The sequence below is a fragment of the Massilia orientalis genome (genome assembly GCF_030411975.2).
GTDB lineage: Bacteria > Pseudomonadota > Gammaproteobacteria > Burkholderiales > Burkholderiaceae_D > Telluria > Telluria orientalis.
Map to the genome: position 1 here is coordinate 489,195 of NZ_JASNRB020000002.1, position 23,645 is coordinate 512,839.

At 69.3% G+C, this 23,645-nt stretch carries 22 protein-coding genes; 9 read left to right on the plus strand and 13 right to left on the minus strand.

Translation table 11 applies throughout. The features are described 5' to 3' along the window. Positions 1-10 precede the first annotated feature (10 nt). The 8 genes from QPK29_RS04200 (at position 11) to QPK29_RS04235 (ending at position 8,857) form a co-directional block, all read left to right on the plus strand. Positions 11-1,798, plus strand: coding sequence for a thiamine pyrophosphate-requiring protein (locus tag QPK29_RS04200; RefSeq protein ID WP_371769522.1), 1,788 nt, complete (start codon positions 11-13; stop codon positions 1,796-1,798). After that, positions 1,795-2,694, plus strand: coding sequence for a hypothetical protein (locus QPK29_RS04205; protein ID WP_371769521.1), 900 nt, complete (start codon positions 1,795-1,797; stop codon positions 2,692-2,694). The genes QPK29_RS04200 and QPK29_RS04205 overlap by 4 nt, the downstream gene beginning before the upstream one ends. Beyond that, entirely contained in the window at positions 2,691-3,302 is a 612-nt protein-coding gene (locus tag QPK29_RS04210) for a gluconate 2-dehydrogenase subunit 3 family protein (RefSeq protein ID WP_258853826.1), read from the plus strand. The genes QPK29_RS04205 and QPK29_RS04210 overlap by 4 nt, the downstream gene beginning before the upstream one ends. Next, a complete protein-coding gene (locus QPK29_RS04215) occupies positions 3,299-4,927 on the plus strand; it encodes a GMC family oxidoreductase (RefSeq protein ID WP_371769520.1) in 1,629 nt (542 codons plus the stop codon). The genes QPK29_RS04210 and QPK29_RS04215 overlap by 4 nt, the downstream gene beginning before the upstream one ends. Before the next feature lie 10 nt (positions 4,928-4,937). Next, positions 4,938-6,095: an alpha-hydroxy acid oxidase gene (locus QPK29_RS04220; protein ID WP_371769519.1), complete on the plus strand. Its 1,158-nt coding sequence runs from the start codon at positions 4,938-4,940 to the stop codon at positions 6,093-6,095. Beyond that, positions 6,096-7,340, plus strand: a complete 1,245-nt coding sequence (locus QPK29_RS04225) for a family 1 glycosylhydrolase (RefSeq protein ID WP_258853823.1) — start codon at positions 6,096-6,098, stop codon at positions 7,338-7,340. 50 nt (positions 7,341-7,390) lie between these two features. Then, positions 7,391-7,987 carry a PEP-CTERM sorting domain-containing protein gene (locus tag QPK29_RS04230; RefSeq protein ID WP_056128808.1) on the plus strand — a complete coding sequence of 199 codons (597 nt, stop codon included), beginning with the start codon at positions 7,391-7,393 and terminating at the stop codon, positions 7,985-7,987. A 75-nt stretch (positions 7,988-8,062) separates the two neighbouring features. After that, the gene (locus QPK29_RS04235) at positions 8,063-8,857 is read left to right on the plus strand and encodes a YdcF family protein (RefSeq protein WP_056128806.1); all 795 of its coding nucleotides are present in this window, start codon (positions 8,063-8,065) and stop codon (positions 8,855-8,857) included. Between the two features lies 1 nt (position 8,858). Here the strand turns inward: QPK29_RS04235 and QPK29_RS04240 are convergent, their stop codons facing one another. The 13 genes from QPK29_RS04240 to QPK29_RS04300 all read right to left on the minus strand — a co-directional run bounded on the left by QPK29_RS04240 (position 8,859) and on the right by QPK29_RS04300 (position 21,530). Next, positions 8,859-10,007 (minus strand): GGDEF domain-containing protein, encoded by a 1,149-nt coding sequence (locus QPK29_RS04240; protein WP_400189726.1) that lies wholly within the window; start codon positions 10,005-10,007, stop codon positions 8,859-8,861. Between the two features lie 96 nt (positions 10,008-10,103). Next, positions 10,104-10,430, minus strand: coding sequence for a cytochrome C oxidase subunit IV family protein (locus tag QPK29_RS04245; RefSeq protein ID WP_229412098.1), 327 nt, complete (start codon positions 10,428-10,430; stop codon positions 10,104-10,106). Position 10,431: 1 nt separating this feature from the next. Further along, complete coding sequence (locus QPK29_RS04250) at positions 10,432-11,076, minus strand: cytochrome c oxidase subunit 3 (RefSeq protein WP_371769517.1); 645 nt, start codon at positions 11,074-11,076, stop codon at positions 10,432-10,434. Continuing rightward, positions 11,073-12,656 carry a cytochrome c oxidase subunit I gene (ctaD, locus tag QPK29_RS04255; protein WP_371769516.1) on the minus strand — a complete coding sequence of 528 codons (1,584 nt, stop codon included), beginning with the start codon at positions 12,654-12,656 and terminating at the stop codon, positions 11,073-11,075. The genes QPK29_RS04250 and ctaD overlap by 4 nt, the downstream gene beginning before the upstream one ends. Next, the gene (gene coxB, locus QPK29_RS04260) at positions 12,631-13,581 is read right to left on the minus strand and encodes a cytochrome c oxidase subunit II (RefSeq protein WP_371769515.1); all 951 of its coding nucleotides are present in this window, start codon (positions 13,579-13,581) and stop codon (positions 12,631-12,633) included. Before coxB ends, ctaD begins: the two co-directional genes overlap by 26 nt. Next, the gene (locus QPK29_RS04265; protein WP_371769514.1) at positions 13,571-14,326 is read right to left on the minus strand and encodes an SCO family protein; all 756 of its coding nucleotides are present in this window, start codon (positions 14,324-14,326) and stop codon (positions 13,571-13,573) included. Before QPK29_RS04265 ends, coxB begins: the two co-directional genes overlap by 11 nt. Beyond that, entirely contained in the window at positions 14,323-14,643 is a 321-nt protein-coding gene (locus QPK29_RS04270) for a hypothetical protein (protein ID WP_371769513.1), read from the minus strand. Before QPK29_RS04270 ends, QPK29_RS04265 begins: the two co-directional genes overlap by 4 nt. Further along, a complete protein-coding gene (locus tag QPK29_RS04275; protein WP_371769512.1) occupies positions 14,636-15,643 on the minus strand; it encodes a hypothetical protein in 1,008 nt (335 codons plus the stop codon). The genes QPK29_RS04270 and QPK29_RS04275 overlap by 8 nt, the downstream gene beginning before the upstream one ends. After that, a complete protein-coding gene (locus tag QPK29_RS04280; RefSeq protein WP_056128788.1) occupies positions 15,640-16,248 on the minus strand; it encodes a c-type cytochrome in 609 nt (202 codons plus the stop codon). The genes QPK29_RS04275 and QPK29_RS04280 overlap by 4 nt, the downstream gene beginning before the upstream one ends. After that, on the minus strand, positions 16,245-16,781 hold the full coding sequence (locus QPK29_RS04285; RefSeq protein ID WP_056128785.1) for a DUF3341 domain-containing protein: 537 nt from the start codon (positions 16,779-16,781) through the stop codon (positions 16,245-16,247). The genes QPK29_RS04280 and QPK29_RS04285 overlap by 4 nt, the downstream gene beginning before the upstream one ends. After that, positions 16,778-18,142: an NrfD/PsrC family molybdoenzyme membrane anchor subunit gene (gene nrfD, locus QPK29_RS04290; RefSeq protein ID WP_056128782.1), complete on the minus strand. Its 1,365-nt coding sequence runs from the start codon at positions 18,140-18,142 to the stop codon at positions 16,778-16,780. The genes QPK29_RS04285 and nrfD overlap by 4 nt, the downstream gene beginning before the upstream one ends. Continuing rightward, positions 18,139-20,883: a 4Fe-4S dicluster domain-containing protein gene (locus QPK29_RS04295; protein WP_400189727.1), complete on the minus strand. Its 2,745-nt coding sequence runs from the start codon at positions 20,881-20,883 to the stop codon at positions 18,139-18,141. The genes nrfD and QPK29_RS04295 overlap by 4 nt, the downstream gene beginning before the upstream one ends. Further along, on the minus strand, positions 20,880-21,530 hold the full coding sequence (locus QPK29_RS04300) for a cytochrome c3 family protein (RefSeq protein WP_258853805.1): 651 nt from the start codon (positions 21,528-21,530) through the stop codon (positions 20,880-20,882). Before QPK29_RS04300 ends, QPK29_RS04295 begins: the two co-directional genes overlap by 4 nt. A gap of 202 nt (positions 21,531-21,732) precedes the next feature. On the opposite strand from QPK29_RS04300, the gene QPK29_RS04305 reads away from it, so the two are divergent. Beyond that, entirely contained in the window at positions 21,733-23,337 is a 1,605-nt protein-coding gene (locus QPK29_RS04305; RefSeq protein ID WP_371769510.1) for a methyl-accepting chemotaxis protein, read from the plus strand. Positions 23,338-23,645: the final 308 nt, after the last annotated feature.

Sequence of the window (23,645 nt, forward strand, 5' to 3'; positions counted from 1 at the left end):
AGGACACGACATGAGCAAATCCGTAGGCGACTTCTTCGTGGAACGCCTGTATGAATGGGGCGTCCGGACCATCTTCGGCTATCCCGGCGACGGCATCAACGGCGTGCTGGGCGCGCTGGACCGCGCGGAAGGCAAGATCCAGTTCATCCAGGTGCGGCACGAGGAAATGGCCGCGTTCATGGCCGCCGCGCACGCCAAGTTCACGGGCGAGCCGGGCGTGTGCCTGTCGACGGGCGGCCCCGGCGCGGCCCACCTCGTGACCGGCCTGTACGACGCCAAGTGCGACCACGTGCCGGTACTCGCCATCTGCGGCCAGGCGCCGACGACGGCGCGCGGCGCGCACTACCAGCAGGAGCTGAACCTGGAGCGCCTGTTCCAGGACGTGGCGGATTACGTGTACGAGGCGAGCCAGCCGTCGCAGGTGCGCCACCTGCTCGACCGCGCCATGCGCACGGCGCTGGGCCGCAACGGCGTCAGCGTCGTCGTGCTGCCGAACGACCTGCAGGACAAGCCGTACGAAGACCCGCCGCGCAAGCACGGCTCCGTGTTTTCCGGCATCGGCTACACGAAGCCGCGCGTCGTTCCGTACGAGGCCGATCTCGTACGCGCGGCCGACGTGCTGAACGCCGGCAGCAAGGTGGCGATCCTCGTCGGCGCGGGCGCGCTGCAGGCGACGGACGAAGTCATCGCCGTGGCCGAGCGCCTGAAGGCCGGCTGTGCCAAGGCCCTGCTGGGCAAGGCCGCCCTGCCCGACCACCTGCCGTGGGTGACGGGCTCCATCGGCATCCTCGGCACGAAAGCCAGCTGGGAGATGATGAACGACTGCGACACCCTGCTGATGATCGGCACGGGCTTCCCGTACGCGGAATTCCTGCCGAAGGAAGGCAAGGCGCGCGCGGTGCAGATCGACATCGACCCGACGATGCTGAGCATACGCTTCCCGGCCGAGGTCAACCTGCACGGCGACAGCGCCGAGACCCTGCGCCTGCTGCTGCCGCTGCTGAAGGACAAGACCGACACCGACTGGCGCGCGAAGGTCGAACAGGAAGTGCGCGAATCGTACAAGATGCTGGAAGAACGGGCGCTCGCCGCCGCGAACCCGGTCAATCCGCAGCGCGTGTGCTACGAACTGTCGCCGCTGCTGGCGCGCGACGCGATCGTCACGAGCGATTCCGGCTCCTGCGCGAACTGGTATGCGCGCGACCTCAAGGTGCAGCGGGGCCAGATGTATTCGCTGTCCGGCGGGCTCGCGTCGATGGGGGCGGCCGTGCCATATGCGATCGCCGCCAAGTTCGCGCATCCGGACCGCCCCGTGATCGCGCTCGTCGGCGACGGCGCCATGCAGATGAATAACATGGCGGAGCTGATCACCGTGGCCAAGTACTGGAAGCGGTGGAAGGACCCGCGCTGGATCGTGTGCGTCTTCAACAACCAGGATCTGAACCAGGTGACGTGGGAACAGCGCGTCATGGAAGGCAATCCGAAGTTCGAGGCGACGCAGCAGATCCCCGACGTCCCTTACCACCGCTTCGGCGAGTTGATCGGTTTGAAGGGCATCTTCTGCAACGATCCCGACCGGGTGGGCGAAGCGTGGCGCGAGGCGCTGGCGGCCGACCGGCCCGTCGTCCTCGAATTCAAGACGGACCCGGAAGTGCCGCCGCTGCCCTCGCACATCACGCTGGAGCAGGCCAGGCACTTCATGACGACGATCGCCAAGGGCGACCCGAGCGAAGGATCGATGCTGGCCGGCGTGGCGAAGCAGGTGCTCAGCACCCTCCTCCCCGGAGACAAGAAGTGAACGCGGCGGCGCCCGCCCACGCGCGCCCCGCGGCGCGTGCGCTCGGCGCCGCCGCCCTCGGCCTGGCGCTGGGCGCATTGCTGCTGCAACGGCGCCGGCCCGCGCCGCCACCGCTTGCACCCGACCGTACCGCGCACCGGTTGTACCAGGCCGCCGCGCTGCTGGCCGCGTCCGTGCTGAGCGACAGCGCGCTGGAACACTACCGCGGCGGCTTCGAGAATCCCGGCATGTTCGCGCCGCTCGCCAGCGCGGCCGTCGTGCTGGGCTGTGCGTTGCGCGCGAAGCCCGCTTCCGCACCGTATGCGACCGCCTGCGCCGTCGGCACGGCGGGTCTCGGCTTCCACGCGTACAACGTGCTGCGCCGGCCCGGCGGCCTGTCGTGGGCGAACCTGTTCTATGCGGCGCCGCTCGGCGCGCCCGCCGCGCTCACGCTGGCCGGCGTGCTGGGCCTCGCCGCCCGTCCCGTCGCCGCCGGCGCACCCTCGCTCGCCGGCCTGCCGTCCGGCCGCGCCCTGTGCGGCCTGGCCGCGTTCGGCCTCACCGGCACGAGCGCGGAAGCGGCGCTGCTGCACTTCCGGGGCGCGTTCCAGCATCCCGCGATGTGGCTGCCGGTCAGCGTGCCGCCCGCGGCGGCCGTGCTGCTGGCCAGCGCGGCGCTGCCCGGCCGGCCGGGACCGCGCCGCCTGACGGACGCGCTGCTGAAGGCGTGCACGTGGCTGGGCGCGCTGGGGATGGTGTTCCACGCCCGCGGCATCGCCAGGCAGATGGGCGGCTGGCGCAACTGGAGCCAGAACCTGCTTGCCGGCCCGCCGCTGCCGGCGCCGCCCAGCTTTTCCGCGCTCGCACTCGCTGGCCGCGCCGCGCTGGCGCTGCGCACGGTGCAGGAGCGGCCATGAACGAGGACGCTCCCTCAGCGCGCTTTCCCGGCTACGACGTGCTGGCCAAGTGGGACAGCCCGTCGTTCGACGGCATCACCCGTAACACGCTCGCGGCCCGGCTGGACGACGTGCCGCCCCGGCGCTGGCTGACGCAGGACGAGTGGGACCTGCTGGACGCGATCAACGCGCGCCTGCTGCCCCAGCCCGACCGCGCGCAACCGATCCCGATCACGCCGTGGATCGACGCCATGCTGCACGACGACCGCGGCGAAGGCTACCGCCATCCGGACATGCCCCCGCTGCGCGCTGCCTGGCGCCAGGGCCTGGCCGCCGTCGACGACGAGGCGCGGCGGCTGCACGACCGGCCGTTCGTCCGGCTCGATGCGGACGCGCAGGACGCGGTCCTGCATGCCCTCGAAGGCGGCCGCGCCGTGTCTCCCGGCTGGCAGGGCCTCGATGCGAAGCGCTTCTTCATCCACCACCTGCTCAAGACGGCGGCCGGCTTCTATTACGCGCATCCCCTCGCCTGGAACGAGATCGGCTTCGGCGGGCCGGCGAACCCGCGCGGGTACGTGCGCCTCGGGTTCGACAGCCGCGACCCGTGGGAAGCGAAGGAGGCGCGGTGATCGCGCCACGGACAGGCGGCGGCCGCGCACCCGACGTGTACGAGCGTGGGGGCTGGGTGACGATGCGCGAATACGACGACGATGACGCCGTCGATTTCGTCATCGTCGGCGCCGGCGCCGGCGGCGCCACGCTCGCGTGCAAGCTCGCGGAGGCCGGCTTTTCCGTCGTCGTGCTGGAAGCCGGCCCGTTCTGGCGCCCGCTGGAGGATTTCGCGTCGGACGAGGAAGCGCAGCAACAGCTGTACTGGCTGGAAGAACGGCTGTCCGGCGGCACCGACGCGCTGGCCCTCGGCGGGAACAATTCCGGCTGGGGCGTGGGCGGGTCGACCGTCCACTTCAGCATGATCTCGCTGCGCTTCCGGCCCGAGTGGTTCCGGTCGCGCAGCCAACTGGGCTACGGCTTCGACTGGCCGATCACCTACGACGAACTGGCGCCCTATTACGACGAGGCGGAGCGGGCGCTGGCCGTGTCCGGACCCGTGCGCTATCCGTGGGGACCGCCGCGCCGCCGCTACCCCTATCGCGAACACGAGATGAACGCGGCCGGCCTCGTGCTCGCGCGCGGCGCGGAAAAGATGGGCATCGAGTGGTCAGCCGTGCCGCTGGCGACCGTGTCCGCACCGCGCGGCAAGTCGCCGCCCTGCGTCTACCGGGGTTTCTGCAACTTCGGCTGCGCGACGAACGCCAAGCAGAGCGCGCTGATCGTGTGGATTCCCCGCGCGCTGACGGCGGGCGCGGAAGTGCGCGACCTCGCGATGGCCGGCCGCATCGAGCTCGGCGCCGACGGCCGCGCGGCGGGCGTGCACTATCGCCGCAACGACGCATGGCGCTTCCAGCGCGCGCGCAACGTCGTGGTGGCCGGCTATGCGATCGAGACGCCGCGCCTGCTGCTGAATTCCACGTGCAGCCGCTTCCCGCAGGGCCTCGCGAACAGCTCGGGCCTCGTCGGCACGCACCTGACGACGCACGCCGGCCCCGGCGTGTGGGCCCGCTTCGACGAAGCCATCCGCTGGTACAAGGGCCCGCCCAACATGGCCGTGTGCGAGCACTGGAATTACACGGACGCGGGCAAGGACTTCCACGGCGGCTACGCCTTCATGAGCCAGGGCCCGCTGCCGCGCGCGTGGGCCCAGCTGCTCGTGACGGAACGGCATCTGTGGGGCATGGCGCTGCGCCGCGAGATGGCGGACTACAACCACATGGCGGGCCTGGTCGCCGTCGCCGAGACGGAGCCGCGCGCGTGCAACCGCGTGGAACTGGCGGACGTGCGCGACCGCCACGGCCTGCCCGTCGCGCACGTGACGTTCGAATATGCCGCCAACGACCGCCGCATGCAGGACCACGCGCGCCGCTTCATGGGCGAGATGCTGGCGGCGGCCGGCGGCAAGGACGCCTGGACGAGCGACGACACGAGCCACATCCTCGGCACGTGCCGCATGGGCAACGACCGGGAGACGAGCGTCGTGGACGCGGATGGCCGCAGCTGGGACGTGGCCAACCTGTGGATCTGCGACGGCTCGCTGTTCCCGACGGCGGGCGGCGTGAATCCGTCGCTGACGATCCAGGCCCTCGCCTGCCGCATGGGCGCGCGCATCCAGGCGCTCGCGGCGCGCGGGGAATTGTAAGGACAACGACATGAGCAAGGTAGCCAGCATCTTCGACCTCGAATGCCTCGCGCGCGAACGCCTGCCCGGCGTCGTGTTCGACTACATCCACGGCGGCAGCGAACAGCAGTTGACCGTGCAGCGCAACCTGGACGACATGCGTGCGCTGGCCCTGCGCCAGCACAGCCTGCGCGACGTGTCGCACCGCGACACCCGCGTCACGATGGCGGGCGACCCGGCGCGCATCCCCCTGGCCCTCGGCCCGACTGGCCTCGCGGGCCTCACGTGGGCCAACGGCGAATGCGAGGCGGCGCGCGCGGCGGTGGACTTCGGCGTGCCGTTCTGCCTGTCGACGTGCTCCATCAATTCCATCGAGGACGTGGCGGAGGCGATCAATCAACCGTTCTGGTTCCAGCTGTACCTGATGAAGGACCACAAGGTCAACGCAAGCCTGATGCGCCGCGCCCACGACGCGAACTGCTCGGCGCTCGTGCTGACCATCGACCTGCACACGCAGGGCAAGCGCTGGGCCGACGAAAAGCACGGCCTCGCGGTGCCGCCGCGCCTGACGCCGGCGAACATCATGCAGATGGTGGGCCACCCGCGCTGGCTCGCGAACATGGCGGGCAGCAAGCGCTATACGTTCGGCAATTTCGAGCACGAGATCAAGGAGGCCGGCTCCATCGGCTCGCTGTCGAAGTGGATCGAGGAGCAGTTCGATCCTTCGTTCGACGTGAACACGGCGCGCCGGGTGCGCGCGACATGGCAGAGAAAGCTGATCCTGAAAGGCGTGATGAATCCGGACGACGCGCGCACCGCCATCGACATCGGCGCGGACGCCATCATCGTGTCGAACCACGGCGGGCGCCAGCTGGACGGCGCGCCGTCGTCGATCTCCGTGCTGCCGGAAATCGTGGATGCCGTGGGCGACCGCATCGAAGTGCTGTTCGACGGCGGCATCCGCACGGGCGGCGACATCGTCAAGGCGATCGGCCTCGGCGCCCACGCCTGCCTCTCCGGACGCGCGTGGCTGTACGGCCTGGCCGCGCGCGGGCGCGAAGGCGTCACGTGCGCCCTCACCCTGCTGGAACAGGAACTGCAGGACTGCATGCTGCTCACGGGCCTCGACAACCTGCAGCGCATCGAGCCCGGCGTCGTCACCGCGCAGCCGCCGCTGGGGAGGCGCTGAATGCTGCCGTTCATGTTCGCCACCGGAATCGAGAACAGCGCGCCGACGATCGCCGATGGCCGCATCCGCCGCGACCAGATGGAAGAATGCGGCCACTACGGGCAATGGCGGACGGACTTCGCGCTCGTGGCGCACCTGGGCATCCGCACCCTGCGCTACGGCGTGCCGCTGTACCGCACATGGCTGGGGCCGGACCGCTACGACTGGGAATTCGCCGACCAGGCGTTCGGCGCGCTGCGCCGGAGCGGCATCGAACCCGTCGCGGACCTGTGCCACTTCTGCGTGCCGGACTGGATCGGCAACTTCCAGAATCCCGATTTTCCCGCGCTGTTCCAGGGCTATGCCCGCGCCTTCGCGACGCGCTATCCGTGGATCCGGCTGTACACGCCCGTCAACGAGATGTACGTGTGCGCGAAATTCTCCGCGCTGTTCGGGTGGTGGAACGAGCAGGCACGCGATTTCCGGTCGTACGTCACGGCGCTGAAGCACCTGGCCCGTGCCAACGTGCTGGCGATGCACGAGATCGTGACCTTGCGTCCCGACGCGGTGTTCATCCAGAGCGAATCGAGCGAATACTTCCACGCGCCGCATCCCGACGCCGTCGCGGAAGCCGAACGGCGCAACCGGCTGCGCTTCCTGTCGCTCGACTTCAACTACGGCCGCCCGCTCGAGCCGGTACAGCGCGAGTTCGTGCTGGCGCACGGCATGACGCCGGACGAATGCGAATTCTTCGAACAACACGCGCTGCGCCACCACTGCATCCTCGGCACCGATTACTACATGACGAACGAACACGACGTCGCCCCCGACGGCACGGCGCGCGATGCGGGCGAAACACTTGGGTACGCGATGATTGCGCAGGAGTACGCACAGCGCTACGGCCTGCCGCTGATGCACACGGAAACGAACCTCGACCAGGGGCCGCACGGCGACGAAGCCCGCGAGTGGCTGCGCTGCCAGTGGGCCCACGTGCGCAGCCTGATGCGGAGCGGCGTGCCCGTCGCCGGCTTCACGTGGTATTCGCTGACCGACCAGGTCGACTGGCACATCGAACTGCGCGAGGCGCGCGGCATCGTCAATCCGCGCGGGCTGTACGACCTGGACCGCCGCATCCGGCCCGTCGGGACGGCGTACCGCGACCTGATCGCGGCATGGAATGGACGACTGTCGACAAACTTGACAGGCGGCGCCGACGCTTATCACAAGTCATTGACTATCAACGACAAAAAGTCACGGCACGATTGATGCTTGTCAATACCCCGCAATGTGCATCCACTCTTTGAAGGGGTATCGACATGTCGATCGCGACAATCAAGAGATTCACGGCACTACTCTGCCTGTGCGCCGGCACGGCGTGGGCCGCGCCGGTCTACACGTACAGCTGGACGACGACGAGCCAGGGGTTCGGCCCGCACGTCGGCCAGCCGACGTACGCCACGTTCGACGTCGCCGCGAGCGTCGTCCAGGCGGGCGCCATCGGCTACAACGACATCACGAATATCCAGATGGCGTACCCCGGTCTCGCGTTCGACAACACCACCGCCAGCATCATCGGCTGGACGTTTTCCGTCCCCGTCGATCCCGTCTCGGGCGCGCTGCAGTACCAGGATCCGGGCCAGGGCCTCGCCGTCATCGCGTACGCTGGAGCGTCGATCAACGATGCGACCACGTTCCTCAGCATCACCGTCGGCAACCCGGTGGGCAATGCCGTGAAGGACCAGTTCAACGCACTGAACAACGGCAGCCCGTGGGCCGGCTTTCCCACGGCCGGCTACTGGACCGCAAGCTTCGTCGACGACGGCACCGGCAACCCGGTGCCGGAACCCGGCACGCTGGCGCTGCTGGGCCTCGGCCTCGCGGGTGCGACCGCCGCGCGCCGGCGCAAGACCTAGCTGCCGGTCACGGGCCGCTTGACGCGGCGGCCCGGCTGCGGTCTACTCCGGGCGCCACCATCACGCCCACGATCCATGACTTTTGCACCGCTGCTCGACATCGTCAACCTGATCCCGCGCGGCCTGATCCTGCCGCCCGCCAGCCTGTTCCTCGTCATCGTCATCGGCCTCGTGCTGTGGCGCCGCCGGCCGCGCGCCGGCCGCATCGTCGCCGGCACCGGGTTCGCGCTGCTGGCATTCCTGTCGACCACGGGCGGCGCGGCGCTCCTGGTCGCACCGCTGGAACGGCTGACGGCCCCGCTGCAGGAACCCGAGCGCGCCGGCGCCCAGGCCATCGTCGTGCTGGCGGCGGGCCGCGTGCGGCATGCTCCCGAATACGGCGACCGCGACATCCCCGACTACATCGCCCTCGCGCGCCTGCGCTATGCGGCGCACCTGCAGCGCAAGACGGGGCTGCCCATCCTCGTCAGCGGCGGCAACGGCGGCGTCGACAAGGGTAACCGGACCGCCTCGGAAGCCGACAGCATGGCCGCCGCCCTGCGCGAAGATTTCGGCGTGCCGGTGAAGTGGCTCGAGGACCGCTCCGGCGACACGGCGGAGAACGCGGCCTTCAGCGCCGCCATCCTGCGCGCGGACGGCATCCACCGGATCCTGCTGGTCACCGACGCGATGCACATGCCGCGCGCCAGCGCCGTGTTCGCGCGCGCCGGGCTGGACGTCGTCAGCGCGCCCACGATGTTCTTCGGCCGCCAGCCGCTGTCGATCCACGCCTGGGTGCCCAGCGCGGAGGGCATGCGCCGGTCGTGGTATGCGACGTACGAATGGATCGGCCTCGCCTGGTACCGCGTGCGCGCGGCCGGCGGCCGCTGATTCAGGGTCCGGCGAGCGTCGCGCACACCATGTTGCGCCCGCCCCGCTTGGCGGCATAGAGCTGCGCATCCGCGGCGCCGATCAGCGCTTCCGACGATGCGGGCAGCACCGGCGCCTGCGCGGGCACGGACGCGATGCCGAAGCTCGCCGTCGCCTTGATGATTGCGCCGGGCGCGTCGGCAAAGGCCGCGCGGATGCGTTCCGCCAGCGCCTGCGCGCCCGCGAGGTCCGTCTGCGGCAGCACGAGCAGGAACTCCTCGCCGCCGTAGCGGATCACGCTGTCGACCGTGTCGCGCGTCAGCGACAGCAGCAGGCCGGCGAAATCCGCCAGTACCTGGTCGCCGGCCGCGTGGCCGTAGGTGTCGTTGATGCGCTTGAAATGGTCGAGGTCGCACAAGACCACCGACAGCGGCGCGCCGTAGCGGCGCGTGCGCTCCAGCTCCGCGTTCAACAGGCCTTTTTGCAGGAAGCGGCGGTTGTGGCAGCCCGTCAGCGGATCGCGGTCGGCCAGCTGCTGCAGCTGGAGCGAGGCGCGGAACTGTTCGCGCTGGGCGACGTGGAACCGGCGCGCCGCGATGTAGCCGAGCGCATTGCCCATCACGAGCAGCAGCACGAGCGTCAGCAGGTCGTCCGCCCGCAGATTGCCCTGGATGGCCAGCATCGCGGCGAACACGATGCTCGACCCGACGCCGATCGCCACCGCGTAGATGAAACGATTGGGGAAATTGACGTAGACCGCCATCAGGATCAGCGCCTGCGACATCGCATTCCACGCCAGCACCTGCGGCTGGAACCAGCACACGACCATGAACACGGCCAGCGCGGCGACGAGCAGGGTACACGCGGCCCGGATCGACACGCGCACCGACCGCGGGCGGCGGACGATGGCCGCGAAGCAGCCCAGGCCCACGAGCGCCACGACGCTGCGCAGGCCCATGAGCATCCACGCGATCGCCGTGTCGCCCAGGGTGGCGAAATCGGTGGCCGCGAACGCGACGTAGAACGCGGCCGCGAACAGCAGGCTGGCCTTCAGCTGGCGGTTCCGCTCGGGCAGGAACTGGCGCGTGAAGCGTGACTCGCTGGCCGGATCCGCGAATTCGGCGCGGCGGCAGTCGATGGCCAGGTTGGGACGGTGGGGATCTTGGGGCAACACGACGGGATTCGGTGGAAGCGGGGCGAATGGCGGCAACCCGTCATTTTAATTCAAGGTAACTAAATTTTCCATACGGAAATTTACTTACAACGCCTACCGGCTCCCCAACCGCGGCGCCACCGTCGCCGGCTGTTGCCACGGCGCCTTGAGCTCCGTACGCGTCGCGTAATCCGTCAGCGCGAGCCCGAACAGCAGCGCGAGCGTGACGGCGCCCGCGACGGCCGCGAGCCGCAGCAGCGCGGGCGCGCGCTTCAGGCGCATGAACACGAACGCCACCAGCAACGCCTTCGCCAGCGCCACCGCGAGGCTGATCGCCGTGTTCAGCCAGCCCAGGCGCAGCAGCGCGCACGCGGCCGTCGTGGCCAGCAGCGCCATCAGCGCCAGCCACGTGAGCACGAGGGGGCGTACGGTCCGGTCCACGTCAGCCTCCCGAGCGCAGGGTCAGGTACAGCAACGGGTACAGGACGATCCACACCACGTCGACGAAGTGCCAGTACAGGCCGACCAGTTCCACGGCTTCCGCGCGCGGGCCGCGCATCAGCCACAGGCAGGCCGACACGCCGATGAACAGGTGCAGCGCGTGCAGCCCGGTCGCGGCGAAGTACAGCAGGAAGAACAGCTCCATGCCGTAGACGGTGCCCGCGTCCCCGCCGTCGGACGGATGAAACCCCACGCCGGGGAACAGGTGCTCGTCGAATTCCTGGTGCCATTCGATGCCCTTGATGACGAGGAAGACAATGCCCAGCGCCGCCGTCAGCGCGAGCAGCCGCGCGGCGCGACGGCGATCGCGCATTTCGTTCCCTTTTTGCGCCGCGTGGCCGGCCAGCGCCATGCAAAAACTGCTGGTCAGCAGGACGGCCGTGTTGACGGTCCCCAGCAGCATGTCCGTGTGGCGGCTGGCCATCCCGCTCGCTTCCGGATGGTGCATGCGCAGGTACAGGTAGCCGAACAGCAGCGGCCCGAAGAACAGCAGTTCGCTGGACAGGAATACCCACATACCGAACGAGCGCGCGAAGTCCTGCTGCGCGTGGTCGCGGAATTGCGGTTCCAGGACCGGCGCGTTCATGGCCCCTCCGGCGTGTAGGCATACGGCTCGCTCACGACGATGGGCGGCGTCGCGAAATTGTGTTCGGGCGGCGGCGATGCCGTCTGCCATTCGAGCCCCGTGGCCAGCCACGGATTCGCCGGCGCCCGCGCGCCATGACGCAACGACCATGCGAGGTAACCGAGCGGCATCAGGTAGCCGATGGCCAGCGTGACGGCGCCCGCGGACGACAGCACGTGCAGCAGCTGGAATTCTTCCGGATAGCTGTGGTAGCGGCGCGGCATGCCCGCATAGCCCAGCAGGTATTGCGGGAAGAACGTCAGGTTGAAGCCGGCGAAGATGACGAGGGCCGCGATTCTCCCCCACGTCTCCGAATACATCCGGCCCGTGACCTTGGGCCACCAGAAGTGGATGCCGCCCAGGTAGGCCATCACGGAGCCGCCCACCATGATGTAGTGGAAGTGCGCGACGACGAAATAGGTGTCGGACAGGTGCACGTCCAGTGCGAGCGCCGCGAGGAACAGCCCGGTCAGCCCGCCGATCGTGAACAGGCCGACGAAACCCAGCGCGTACAGCATCGGCGCGGAAAAGCGGATGCTGCCCTTGTACAGCGTGGCCGTCCAGTTGAACACCTTGATCGCGGACGGGATCGCGACGAGGAACGACAGCAGCGAAAACACCATCCCCGCGTACATCGACTGGCCGCTGACGAACATGTGGTGGCCCCACACGAGGAAGCCGATGACGGCGATCGCGAGGATCGCGTACGCCATGAAGCGGTAGCCGAACACGGGCCGGCGCGCGAAGCACGGGATGATCTCGCTGGCGACGCCCATCGCCGGCAGCACCATGATGTACACGGCCGGGTGCGAATAAAACCAGAACAGGTGCTGGAACAGCAGCGGATCACCGCCCAGCGCGGGGTCGAAGATCCCGACCTGGAACAGCCGCTCGATCGCGACCAGCACCAGGGTCATCGCCAGCACGGGCGTGGCCAGCACGAGGATCAGCGACGTCGCGTAGTTCGCCCACACGAACAGCGGCAGGCGGAACCAGCCGAGGCCCGGCGCGCGCAGCGTGTGCACGCTGACGATGAAGTTCAGCCCCGTCAGGATCGACGAGAACCCGAGCACCAGCACCCCGCACAGCGCCGCCACGACGTGCGAGTTCGAGAACATCGACGAGAACGGCGTGTAGAACGTCCACCCCGTGTCGACGCCGCCCGCCAGCAGCGCCCACAGCACGATCGCGCCGCCCGCCATGTACAGGTACCAGCTCGCGAGGTTCAGCCGCGGGAATGCGAGGTCGCGCGCGCCGATCATCAGCGGCATCAGGAAATTCCCCAGCACCGCGGGGATGGACGGAATCAGGAACAGCCACACCATAATGATGCCGTGCGCCGTGAACAGCTTGTTGTACGTGTCGTCGCTGACGAGGTCACCCTGCGGCGTCGCCAGCTCCAGGCGGATCAATGCCGCCGCCACGCCGCCGAGGAAAAAGAACAGGGTGATGGAAATCGCGTACAGCACGGCGATGCGCTTGTGGTCGCGCGTCGTCAGCCAGTCGGTCAGCCTGTCACCGCCCGCGAGGTAGCTCGTCATGCGCGCTCTCCCTGATATATTCGATGATGGCCAGGATGTCTTCCTCGCCGATCTGCCCCGCGAACGACGGCATGAGCGGCGCGTAGCCCGCGACGACGTCCTTCGTGGGCACGAGGATGGAATCGCGGACGTACGGCTCGTCGGCCGTCAGCTCGCGGCCATCCGCGAGATGCACGCGCCGGCCCAGCAGGCCCGTGAGGTCGGGCGCGTGCACGTTCGAACCCGGGTCGTGGCAGCCGCTGCAGCCGTAGCGGCGATACAGTTCGTAGCCGCGCGCCGCCATGCCCGGCTGGCGCGGCCCCGCGTCCAGCCACTGCGCGAACGCCGCCGGCTGCATGACGACGATCCGGCCCAGCATCATCGCGTGCTCCGTGCCGCAGTATTCCGCGCAGTACAGCCGGTATTCGCCCGTGCGGCTGGGCGTGAACACGATGGACGTGTAGCGGCCCGGCACCACGTCCTGCTTCACCCGGAAGTCCGGCACGAAGAAGCTGTGGATCACGTCCTGCGACGTCATCACCATGCGGATCGGCCGGCCCAGCGGCAGGTGCAGCTGGCCCTTTTCCCTGCGGCCGTTGCGGTGCTCCGCCTCCCACATCCACTGCTTCGCGACGACGAACACCGGCATCGCATCGCCGGGCGCCTGGTACAGCTTCACGTAGTCGATCGCGCCCCACGCATAGATCCCGAGGAACAGCAGCAGCGGGATCACGGTCCACGCGATTTCGACGGGCAGCCCCTTCTTCGGCACGTGCGTGCGGTCGGCTTTCGAGCCGGCCCGGTAGCGGATCGAGAAGCCGACCATCAGCACGAACAGCACCAGCGCGACGGCACCGCACAGCAGCAGCAGGCACAGGGCGAGGCTGTCCAGGCGCGTCGCGGATGCGGCGGCGTCCGCCGGCAGCAGGTGGAATTCAGGACGCACGCCGCCCTCCCCGCCGCCACAGCCAGCCCAGGAACAGCAATGGCAACAGCAGCACGCCCGCGCGCACGAACGCCAGCGCACCCGTCGTGTGGCGGCCGGACGTGGGGGCGAAGTGCGCGCACAGCATCAGCACCTGCTCGCCGAACGATGGCGTCGGCGTCCTGATCGCGGCGCGCAGCGCGGCCGGATCGAAGCGCACGCCGGAGAAGGCGCGCAAGATGCGGCCGTCGGTGTCCAGCACGACGAAGCCGGCCGCGTGGGCCAGCTCGCCCGTATCCGTGTCCGCCACGGTGCGGTAGCCCAGGGCGCTCTCCAGCCGCGCCAGCGTTTGCGCGTCGCCCGTCAGCAGCGTGAGATCGCGCGCGCCGCCGGGCAGCAGCACCGCATACGCCCGCTTCCGCTCCGTGGCCGCGGCGGCGCCATCGCGCGGATCGATGGACAGGCCGACCAGCCGGTACTCCCCGGCCGCGAGCCCGGACAGCGCGAGCCCCTGCAGCACGCCTTCGAACACGGTGCTGCACAGGTTCGGACAGGTGTAATAGCCGGGCACCAGCACCACCGGACGGTCGAACAACGCGGCCAGCCGGACCGGTTGCCCGGCATCGTCGCGCAGCACGGCGTCGAGCGGCAGCCGGGTGCCGGGCACTGGGTCGAAGCGCGCGGCCGGGGGCGGCGGCAGTTGCAGGGCCTGCGCGGCGGCCGGGCCGCAGGCAAGCATGAGCAGGAATGCGAGTGCGGCGATCATCGTGCCCCCTTCGCCGCCACCAGCTTCATGGCCTCGTCCAGCGGAATCCGGGCGATGCCGGCCTCGCGGTCGACCCAGCCATAGGCCTGCGTCGCGCGGCGCTTTTCCTCGAAGTAGGCGGCGCGGTCGGGCTGCGGAGCCGGCTGCAGCAGCGGCGTCTTGCCGGCGAATGCGTGCGGCGGCGTGTTCGCGGCCGGCGGCTGCTCGCGCAGCATCAGCGCGGCCGCGCCGAGCGCACAGGCGATGCCGCCCACGATGATGCACGCACCCACGCGCAGGCCGCGCAGATCGAGTTCGCCGCCCGTGTAGTCAGGCATGAGCGCCCTCCTTTCCCGTTCGTTCCAACGCGACCCACGCCGCCAGTCCGAACCCGGCCGCAACGAGCGGCGCCAGCCACAGCCAGTGCCGCGTCAGGTGCTCGACGGACGGCAGCACGAGCCACCAGCAATCCAGCAGGTGGGCCGCCAGCAGCGCGCCGGCCAGCACGCCCATCAGCGCGGGCGCGGTCTTCGCGTGGCGCGACAGCAGGATGCACAGCGGCACGGCGAAGTGACCGACGACGAGCACCCACGCGACGGCCTGCCAGCCGGGCGCGCCGCGGCGCAGGTACCACGCGATCTCGTGAGGCAGGTCCGCGGCCCAGATGATCAGGAACTGGACGTAGGCCAGATACGCCCACGTCAGCACGTACATCATCAGCAGGTTGCCGAGGTCGGGCAGGCGCTTGCGCGCGGCGCCGCGGTCGATCAGCAGTACGGCCAGCGCGAGCCCGGTCAGCATCTGGCCCGTGCCCGCCAGCCAGCCGAACACGCTGGAGTACCACTCGGGCTGCAGCGACATGATCCAGTCCACGGCCGCGAGACTCACGGAAAAGCCGTAGGCGACCAGGCACAGGGCCGCGCGCAATGGCGACCGCGTGCGGGCCCGCGTCTCGACGATGGCGAGCAAGGTCCACAGCAGCAGATAGCCGACGCTGCGGATCGTGAAGAAGACGGGACTCAGCCACATCTGGCGGAACGCGCCTTCCTGCACGGCGTGCTGCCACGGATACAGCAGCGGTGCGCCCAGCAGCACCGGCAGGAACAGGATGCACGCGAGCGGCAGCCAGCGCGCCGCGCGCAGCAGCGGGCCGCGGATCGTCTCGCCCCACGCGCCCCCCGTCAGCTGGTGCAGCCACACGTTGGCGAGACCGCCCAGCAGCGCGCCCGTGATGAACCACCACGCGGCGAGATAGCTGGCCAGCAGCGCGCGCGGGTCGAGGCGCCAGCCGGCGACCGCGGCGACGAGTGCGAGAACCAGGAGCGTGCGCGCCTTCATGGCTGGCCTCCCAGGCGCGCACGCACGTCCGGCGGCAGGCTCGCCGCGTCCGCATGCTGGCTCAGCTGCAGCGCGCGGATGAAGGCGACGATGGCCCAGCGGTCGGCAGGCTCCACGCGGTCGCCGTACGGCGCCATCACGCCGTAGCCATTCCTGATGACGTCGTAGATGTGGCGGTCGGGCGCGTTGCGCAGGCGGTCCTGGTGATACGTCGGCGGCGCCGGGAAGCCGCGCCGCACGACGAGGCCGTCGCCGTCGCCGGCCGGGCTGTGGCACGGCATGCAATAGATCATGTAGCGGTCCTGGCCGCGCTTCAGCAGGGCCATGTCGACCGGATACGGGTTCGCCTGCGCGTCTTCCGCCAGCGCGTCGCGCCGCACGAGGTCCGTGCCCGCGCGGCCGCCGGAACTGTCGGCGAAGGCGCCCCGCGCACGCGGTTCCGTGCCGGCGACGGGCGGCCGTACGGACGCGCCGTCCTCGAACAGCGGGCTGGGCGCGTATGTTTTATAGCGCGGCTGGTCGTACATGTCCTGTTTCGCGCCTTCGCAGCCGGCCATGGCGCACAACGACAGCGCAAACAGCAGAAGAAGCGGAATGCGCTTCATGCCGGCACCTCGCGCAGCAGCAGCGGGTGCAGCCCTTCCAGCAGGTCGCGCGCCGGGCCGGGCGCGAACACGGGGTCGCGCGCGGGCAGGCACAGGAAGAAGCGGTTGCGGCTCGCCAGTTCGAATTCCTCGACCTCGAACAGCGGATGGTACAGCCGCGGCAAGCCGTTCAGCACGAGCATCGCGAGCACGGCCGCCGCGGCCGCGCCGAGGATCGTGATCTCGAACGTGGCCGGGATGAACGCGGGCCAGCTGTGCAGCGGCCGGCCGCCGATGTTGATCGGGTAGTCGACGACGGCCGCATACCATTGCAGGAAGTAAGTCCCTGCCCCGCCGAGGATCCCGCCCAGCAGCGTGAGCGGCGCGATCCAGCCCTTGTCGGCGCCGACGATGTCGTCCAGCCCCTCGATCGCGAACGGCGAGTAGGCCTCCACGCGCGTGTAGCCGTTGTCGCGCGCATGGCGCGCGGCCGCGCACAGGGCGTCCGCGCTGGGGAATTCGGCCAGCAGGCCGTACATGGCCGGTCCGCTCATGCCTCCCCCTTCGCCGATTCGCGTACGAGCTCGCGCATCTCCGCGATCGAGATCAGCGGCAGGAAGCGCACGAACAGCAGGAACAGCCAGACGAACAGCGCGATGGAACCGAACAGGGTGATCCAGTCCCAGCGCGTCGGATAGAACATGCCCCACGCGGACGGCAGGTAGTCGCGGTGCAACGACGTGACGACGATGAGGAAGCGCTCCATCCACATGCCGCAGTTGATGACGAGGCTCAGCACGAACAGCAGCGCCGCGCTGTGACGTACGCGCCGGAACCAGAACAGCTGCGGCACCAGCACGTTACAGGCCAGCATGGCCAGATACACGGGACCGTACGGCCCCGTGAAACGGTTGATCGTCATGTAGCGCTCGTAGATGTCGCCGCTGTAGAACGACGTGAAGATCTCCGCGAGGTAGCCGTAGCTCACGAGCCAGCACGTGGCCAGCAGCACCTTGGCCGCGTTGGCGAGGTGGCGGCCCGTGATGAAATCCTGCAGGCCGAACGCGGCGCGCAGCGGGATCGCGAGCGTCAGTACCATCGCGAAGCCGGAGAACAGCGCGCCGGCGACGAAGTATGGCGGGAAGATCGTCGAGTGGTAGCCGGGCGTGTTCCCGACGGCGAAGTCGAGCGACACGATCGTGTGCACCGACACGACGAGCGGCGTCGCCAGGCCCGCCAGCAGCAGATACGCCCATTCGTAGCGCGCCCAGTGCCGCGCCTCGCCGCGCCAGCCCAGCGCCAGCAGGCCGTACGCGACCTGGCTTTTCCTTTGGCCGCGCTGGCCGGCGCGGTCGCGCAGGGTGGCGAGGTCCGGGATCAGGCCGACGTACCAGAACAGCAGCGACACGGTCAGGTAGGTCGCGATGGCGAAGAAGTCCCAGACCAGGGGGCTGCGCCACTGCGGCCACACGTTCATCACATTCGGGTAAGGCACGAGCCAGTAGAAGAACCACGGCCGGCCCAGGTGCAGGATCGGGAACAGGCCCGCGATGCCCGCCGCGAACAGCGTCATCGCCTCGGCGAAGCGGTTGATCGACGTCCGCCATTTCTGGCGCAGCAGCAGGAGCACGGCGGAGATGAAGGTGCCGGCATGGCCGATCCCGATCCACCACACGAAGTTACCAATGGCGAAACCCCACGCGACCGGCATGTCGACGCCCCAGATGCCGATGCCCTTCACGAGCAGCCAGGAAACGGCGGCCAGCAGCGCGCACACGCCCGCGGACGCGACGAGGAACGCCGTCCACCAGCGCCAGCCGAAATGGCCGGTGAGGACGATGCCCGCGATCTTGTCCGTGACGCTGGCATAGCCCCAGCCGGGGCGCAGCACGTCGGCATTCTCCGGGGTACTCATTCCAGCTCCGGATCGGGGTTCAGCACGCGCCTGAGGTAACTCGTGCGCGGGCGCGTGTTGAGTTCTTCCAGCAGGTGGTAATCGAGCGGCGACGCCTTCGCCGCGACGACGTCGCTGGCGGGGTCGTTCAAGTCGCCGAAGCGGATCGCGCGCGTGGGGCACACGGCCTGGCACGCGGTCACCATCTCGCCGTCGCGGATGCGCCGTCCCGCCTTCTCGGCCTCGATCCGGGCGCGGGTGATCCGTTGCAGGCAGTAGCTGCATTTCTCCATCACGCCGCGCCGGCGCACGGTCACTTCCGGGTTCTGCAGCGCCTTCAGGCTTTCCACTTGTTGGTTCGCGTACTGCAGGAAGTTGAAGCGCCGGACTTTATACGGGCAGTTATTGGAGCAGAAGCGCGTGCCGATGCAGCGGTTGTAGACCTGCACGTTGAGGCCTTCGCTGTCGTGCATCGTGGCGCCGACCGGGCACACTTCCTCGCACGGCGCGTGCTCGCAATGCATGCACGGCACGGGCTGGAACAGGGTGCGCGGGCCGGCCACGTAGCGGTCGACGCGGATCCAGTGCATGCTGCGGCCACGCGCCACTTCCTCCTTGCCGACGACGGGGATGTTGTTCTCGGCCTGGCACGCGATCGTGCATGCCGCGCAGCCGATGCACGCATTCAGGTCGATCGCCATGCCCCATTTGTAGTCCTTGTATTCGCGTTCGGGATACATCGACGCCTGCCCCGGCCGCTCGCGTGCCAGTTCGCGTATGTGCACGGGGTCGCGGCCCTGCATGTCGACTTCCTTCTGGCGGACCACGAGATCGTGCGTGCGGCCCGTGCGCTCGACCGTCAGCGCGGGCAGGGCAACGCGGGTGCGCAGGCGGTACGCGTCGAAGCCGACGCCCTCCCCGACGCCGCCCGCCGCGCGCCGGCCATAGCCCAGCGGCAGCGTAACGACACCCTCGGCCTGCCCCGCCACGACGAGCACCGGCGCATCCACCGTCCGCCCCTCCACGCGCAGCCGCGCGACGGCGCCGTCGGCGAGGCCGAGGCGCTGCGCCGTCGCCGGACCGATGAGCGCCGCGTTGTCCCACGTGAGCGACGTGAGGGGCCGAGGCAACTCCTGCAGCCACGCGTTGTTGGCGAAGGCGCCGCCGTCGACGGCCGGGTCGGGCGCGAACAGGGCGACGAGCGGCGGCGCGGCCGGCAGGGGCATGGGTCCGGGCGGACGCGCGCCGGGCACGGCCACGGGACGCGCGGCGCTCCCTGCGACGCTGCCCCGGCGCAGGCTGTCGCGCCACGCCGCGTCCTCGCCGCCCCACGTCGCGCGCACGAGCGCGTGGCCATTGCGCGTCCCGGCGCCGTCCAGCAGCGCGAGGATCTCGTGCGCGGAACGGCCGCCGTACAGCGGCGCGATCAGCGGTTGCACGATGCTCGCCGTGCCGTCGTGCGCCCGCGCATCGCTCCACGCTTCGTAGCAGTGCGCCATCGGCAGGTGCCAGCCGGCCGCGCGCGCGGTCTCGTCGCGGTACGGGCCCAGGTGGGCGGCGAGCGGCACCCGCTGCAGCAGCGCGGCGAAATCGAGGTCCGCGGGCGCATCGTAGGCCGGGTTCGCGTCCAGCATCAGCAAGGTGTCGACGCGGCCGGCGCGCAGGTCGTCGGCCAGCGCGGCGATCGACGCGCCGTGGTCCAGCGGGCTGCGCTCGACCGGCTCGATGAAGGCGAGCGGACCGTTCAGGCGCTGGGTCAGCGCATACGCCAGCGCGCGGCCGGCCGGGCTCACGTTCGGGCCGGCGACGACGAGTGCCGCGCCGCGCGCGCCGTCCAGCGCCTTCACGACCGCCGCCTCCCACCGGTCCAGCGTCGCATCGGCGCCGCGGCCCGGGTCGGCGCCCACGCCCAGCCTGGCCGCGATGCGCATCAGCGCGGCCTCGATCTCGTGCGGCGCGCGCGCGAGGCGCGCGTCGGCATAGGCGCCGGTCAACGTGGGCGTCGCCTCCAGCACGTACAGGCGGTTCGCGTCCGGCGCGTCTCCCAGCCGGCGCGGCGCCGTGAACGCGCGCGCGTGCGCCAGGCTGCCGGGCAGCGTGCCGAACAAATCCGCATCCAGCGCGAGCACGACCCGCGCCTCGTCCAGCGGGTACACCGGATCGAGCGGCCGGCCGAACGCCAGTTGCGCCGCGTGCGCGGCACCGTCGTCGTGCAGCGGATCCCACGCATGCCAGCGCAGGTTCGGCAGCCGTTGCCGCAGCGCCGCGATCTGCGCCGCCAGCGTGGGCGACGTGACGGTGCCCGTCAGGATGCGCAATCCCGCGCCGCCGTCCCGTTCGAAGCGGGGACGGCGTGCCTGCAGCGCGGCCTCGAACGCGCCCCACGTCGCCATCTCCTCGCCGCGGAACACGGCCTGGGACCGGTCCGGGTCCCACAACTGCAGGATGGACGCCTGCGCGAACACGTCGGTGGCGCCCGCGCTCACCGGATGGTCCGGATTGCCCTCGACCTTCGTCGGCCGCCCCATGTTCGATTCCACGAGCACGCCGTGCGCGAGCCCGTTGCGCACGAACGCGGTGGCATAGAACATGGGGAGGCCCGGCACGCCCTGCTCCGGCATCGTCACGTACGGGACGATGGTTTCGCCCGGCGGCCCGCCGCACCCGGCGCCCGCCAGCGCGGCCGATGCGGCCATCAGCTTCAGGAAGCGGCGCCGTGCCGATTCGTCCTGGGCGATCGGGAAAACAGGATGCGTCTTCATCGGTGGCAGGTGGAGCAATTGGTCAGCGCCTGGGCATCGCGCAGGTGGTACAGGCGGTTCAGCTGGCGGATCTCGTCCGCGCTGAGCGGCTTTTGCGGCGCCATCGACAGCACCTGGTTCAGCGGCCGCACGTGGTTGGGCGCGTCGCGGTGGCAGCGCAGGCACCACTGCATCTCCAGCGACGCCGTGCGCCACGTGATGGGCATCTGGTCCACGCGCCCGTGGCACTCGATGCAGGCGACGCCCTTGGCCACATGGATGTCGTGTTCGAAATAGACGAAGTCCGGCAGGTCGTGCACGCGCGCCCAGTGGAGCGGCTTGCCCGTGCGGGCGCTGTCGTGCAGCTTTGCCAGCAGCGGCGAATCGAGGAACAGCTGCGAATGGCAGCTGAGGCAGACCGACGTCGACGGCATCCCGGCCGTGGCCGAGTTCTCCACGGACGTGTGGCAGTAGCGGCAATCGATGCCGTCGTCGGCCACGTGGTGCTTGTGGCTGAACGGGATAGGCTGGGCGACGGGGGCAAAGGTCATGTTACGCGGCGACATGGTCCAGCGGGCCAGCGCGATCCACGTTGCGACCCCGACCAGCAGACCCAGCAGGATCAGCTTGACGAGCAGGACTGCGGAACGGGAGAACGGTGGCGTCATCGTGCATGAGAACGGTAGTGGATCCGGAACACACGAACGCAGTATAGGCTGTCGATCATGCAACACCGCACACGTTACCGCTGGGCAGCAAGCATTTGTACAAACTAATTTGGTTGTGGAATATACGTATAACCAGATTGCATGACATCAACATTGAATGTCGGTTATCATAGTTGGCTTACAGAAACATTTTGCGTATCAGATGATGAACTGGTTCAACCGCTTACGCCTGGCGAGCAAGCTAGGCATTACATTCGCCGCCGTCCTCGCCCTCACCGTGCTGGTCGGCGCGATCTCGATCCATCAACTGGCGAAGGTCAACGACACCTCGCTGCGCCTGTCCGGGCACTGGATGCCGGGCATCCGCGTCATCGAAGACATCAAGTCGCAAGTCGCGCGCATCCGCACGCGCGAGCTGCAATACATCATCTCCAGCGACCCGGCCGAGATGGACAAGTACGACAAGGTGATCGCGCAAGACCTGCAAGACCTGCAGGGCATGCAGGACGACTACGTCAAGCTGCTCGAATCGCCGGATGAACGACAGAGCTACACGGAATTCCTCGACCTGTGGCAGCGCTACATGGCGGAAGACACCAAGGTCCGCGCTGCCGCGCGCCAGAACGACGACGACCTGGCCAAGTCGCTGATCCGCGGCGAATCGAACAAGCTGATCGTCGCCATCCGCGCCAACGTCGACAAGGCCGTCGACAACTACACGGCAGGCGGCCGCGCCGCCGCGCTCGATGGTTCGCGCCGCTATGCGGCATCGCGCGTGCTGATCATGTCGCTCGTCTGCGGCTGCGTGCTGCTGGGCGCCGCCGGCGCCACGCTGCTCACGCGCTGGCTGATGCGCCGCCTGGGCGGCGAGCCGGACTACGCGACCGACATCGTCAAGCACATCGCGGCCGGCGACCTGTCGATGGACGTACAGACCCGCCCGGGCGACCAATCGAGCCTGCTCGCCGCGATGAAGGCGATGCAGGGCAACCTGGCCCACATCGTCGGCAACGTGCGCGCCGCCACCGGCACGATCTCCAGCGCCTCCACGCAGATCGCGGCCGGCAACCTGGACCTGTCCTCGCGCACCGAGCAGCAGGCCAGCGCCCTGCAGCAGACGGCCGCCTCGATGGAAGAGCTGACCGCGACCGTGCGCAACAACGCGGAACACGCGAACCAGGCCAACGCCCTCGCCGACACGGCGGCCGGCGTCGCCCAGCAGGGCAGCACGGCCGTCGCGCGCGTCGTCGACACGATGGGATCGATCCACGCGTCATCGCAGAAGATCGTCGACATCATCGCGGTCATCGACGGCATCGCCTTCCAGACCAATATCCTCGCGCTGAACGCGGCCGTGGAAGCGGCACGCGCCGGCGAACAGGGCCGCGGCTTCGCCGTCGTGGCGGGCGAAGTGCGCACGCTGGCCCAGCGTTCGGCCGCCGCCGCCAAGGAAATCAAGGAGCTGATCGGCGCCTCCGTCCAGCAGGTCGAAGCGGGAGCGGGTCTCGTCTCCGAAGCCGGCGCCACGATGCGCGAAGTGCTGCGGACCGTGCAGCAGATGCACGAGCTGATGGTCGAGATCAGCCACGCCGGCCGCGAACAGCGTACCGGCATCGAGCAGGTGAACAAGGCCGTCTCGCAGATGGACACCGTCACCCAGCAGAACGCCGGCCTCGTCGAAGAAGCGGCGACGGCGGCCCAGAGCCTGCACGAACAGGCCGAGGCGCTCGACCATCTCGTCAGCGTGTTCAAGCTGGAAGAGGCCGCGCGCCGTTCGTCCGGCGGCCGGGCGCTCGTCGTCGCCTGATCTTGTCCACCCCACGGCGCCACTCGACGCCGCGGGACGCGATGTTTGCGCAAACAAACTATGTTATAAAAGTGTGCGAAAAGCATATTTTGGAATAGCAATTCCTGGGCGTTTCCGATAATCTCTTGTAGATTGGAAGCTCGGAGTCGGCGTCGCCGACTCCGGCGGACGATATAACAACCAGCGGATGGCGCTTCGTTCGAGCACTGTCCGTCATTCGAGACAACGCTCATGAATCTGATTTCCCGCCTCGACACCATTGTCTTCCTGTTCTACTTCGTCGTCGTCGCCGGCTACGGCCTGTGGGT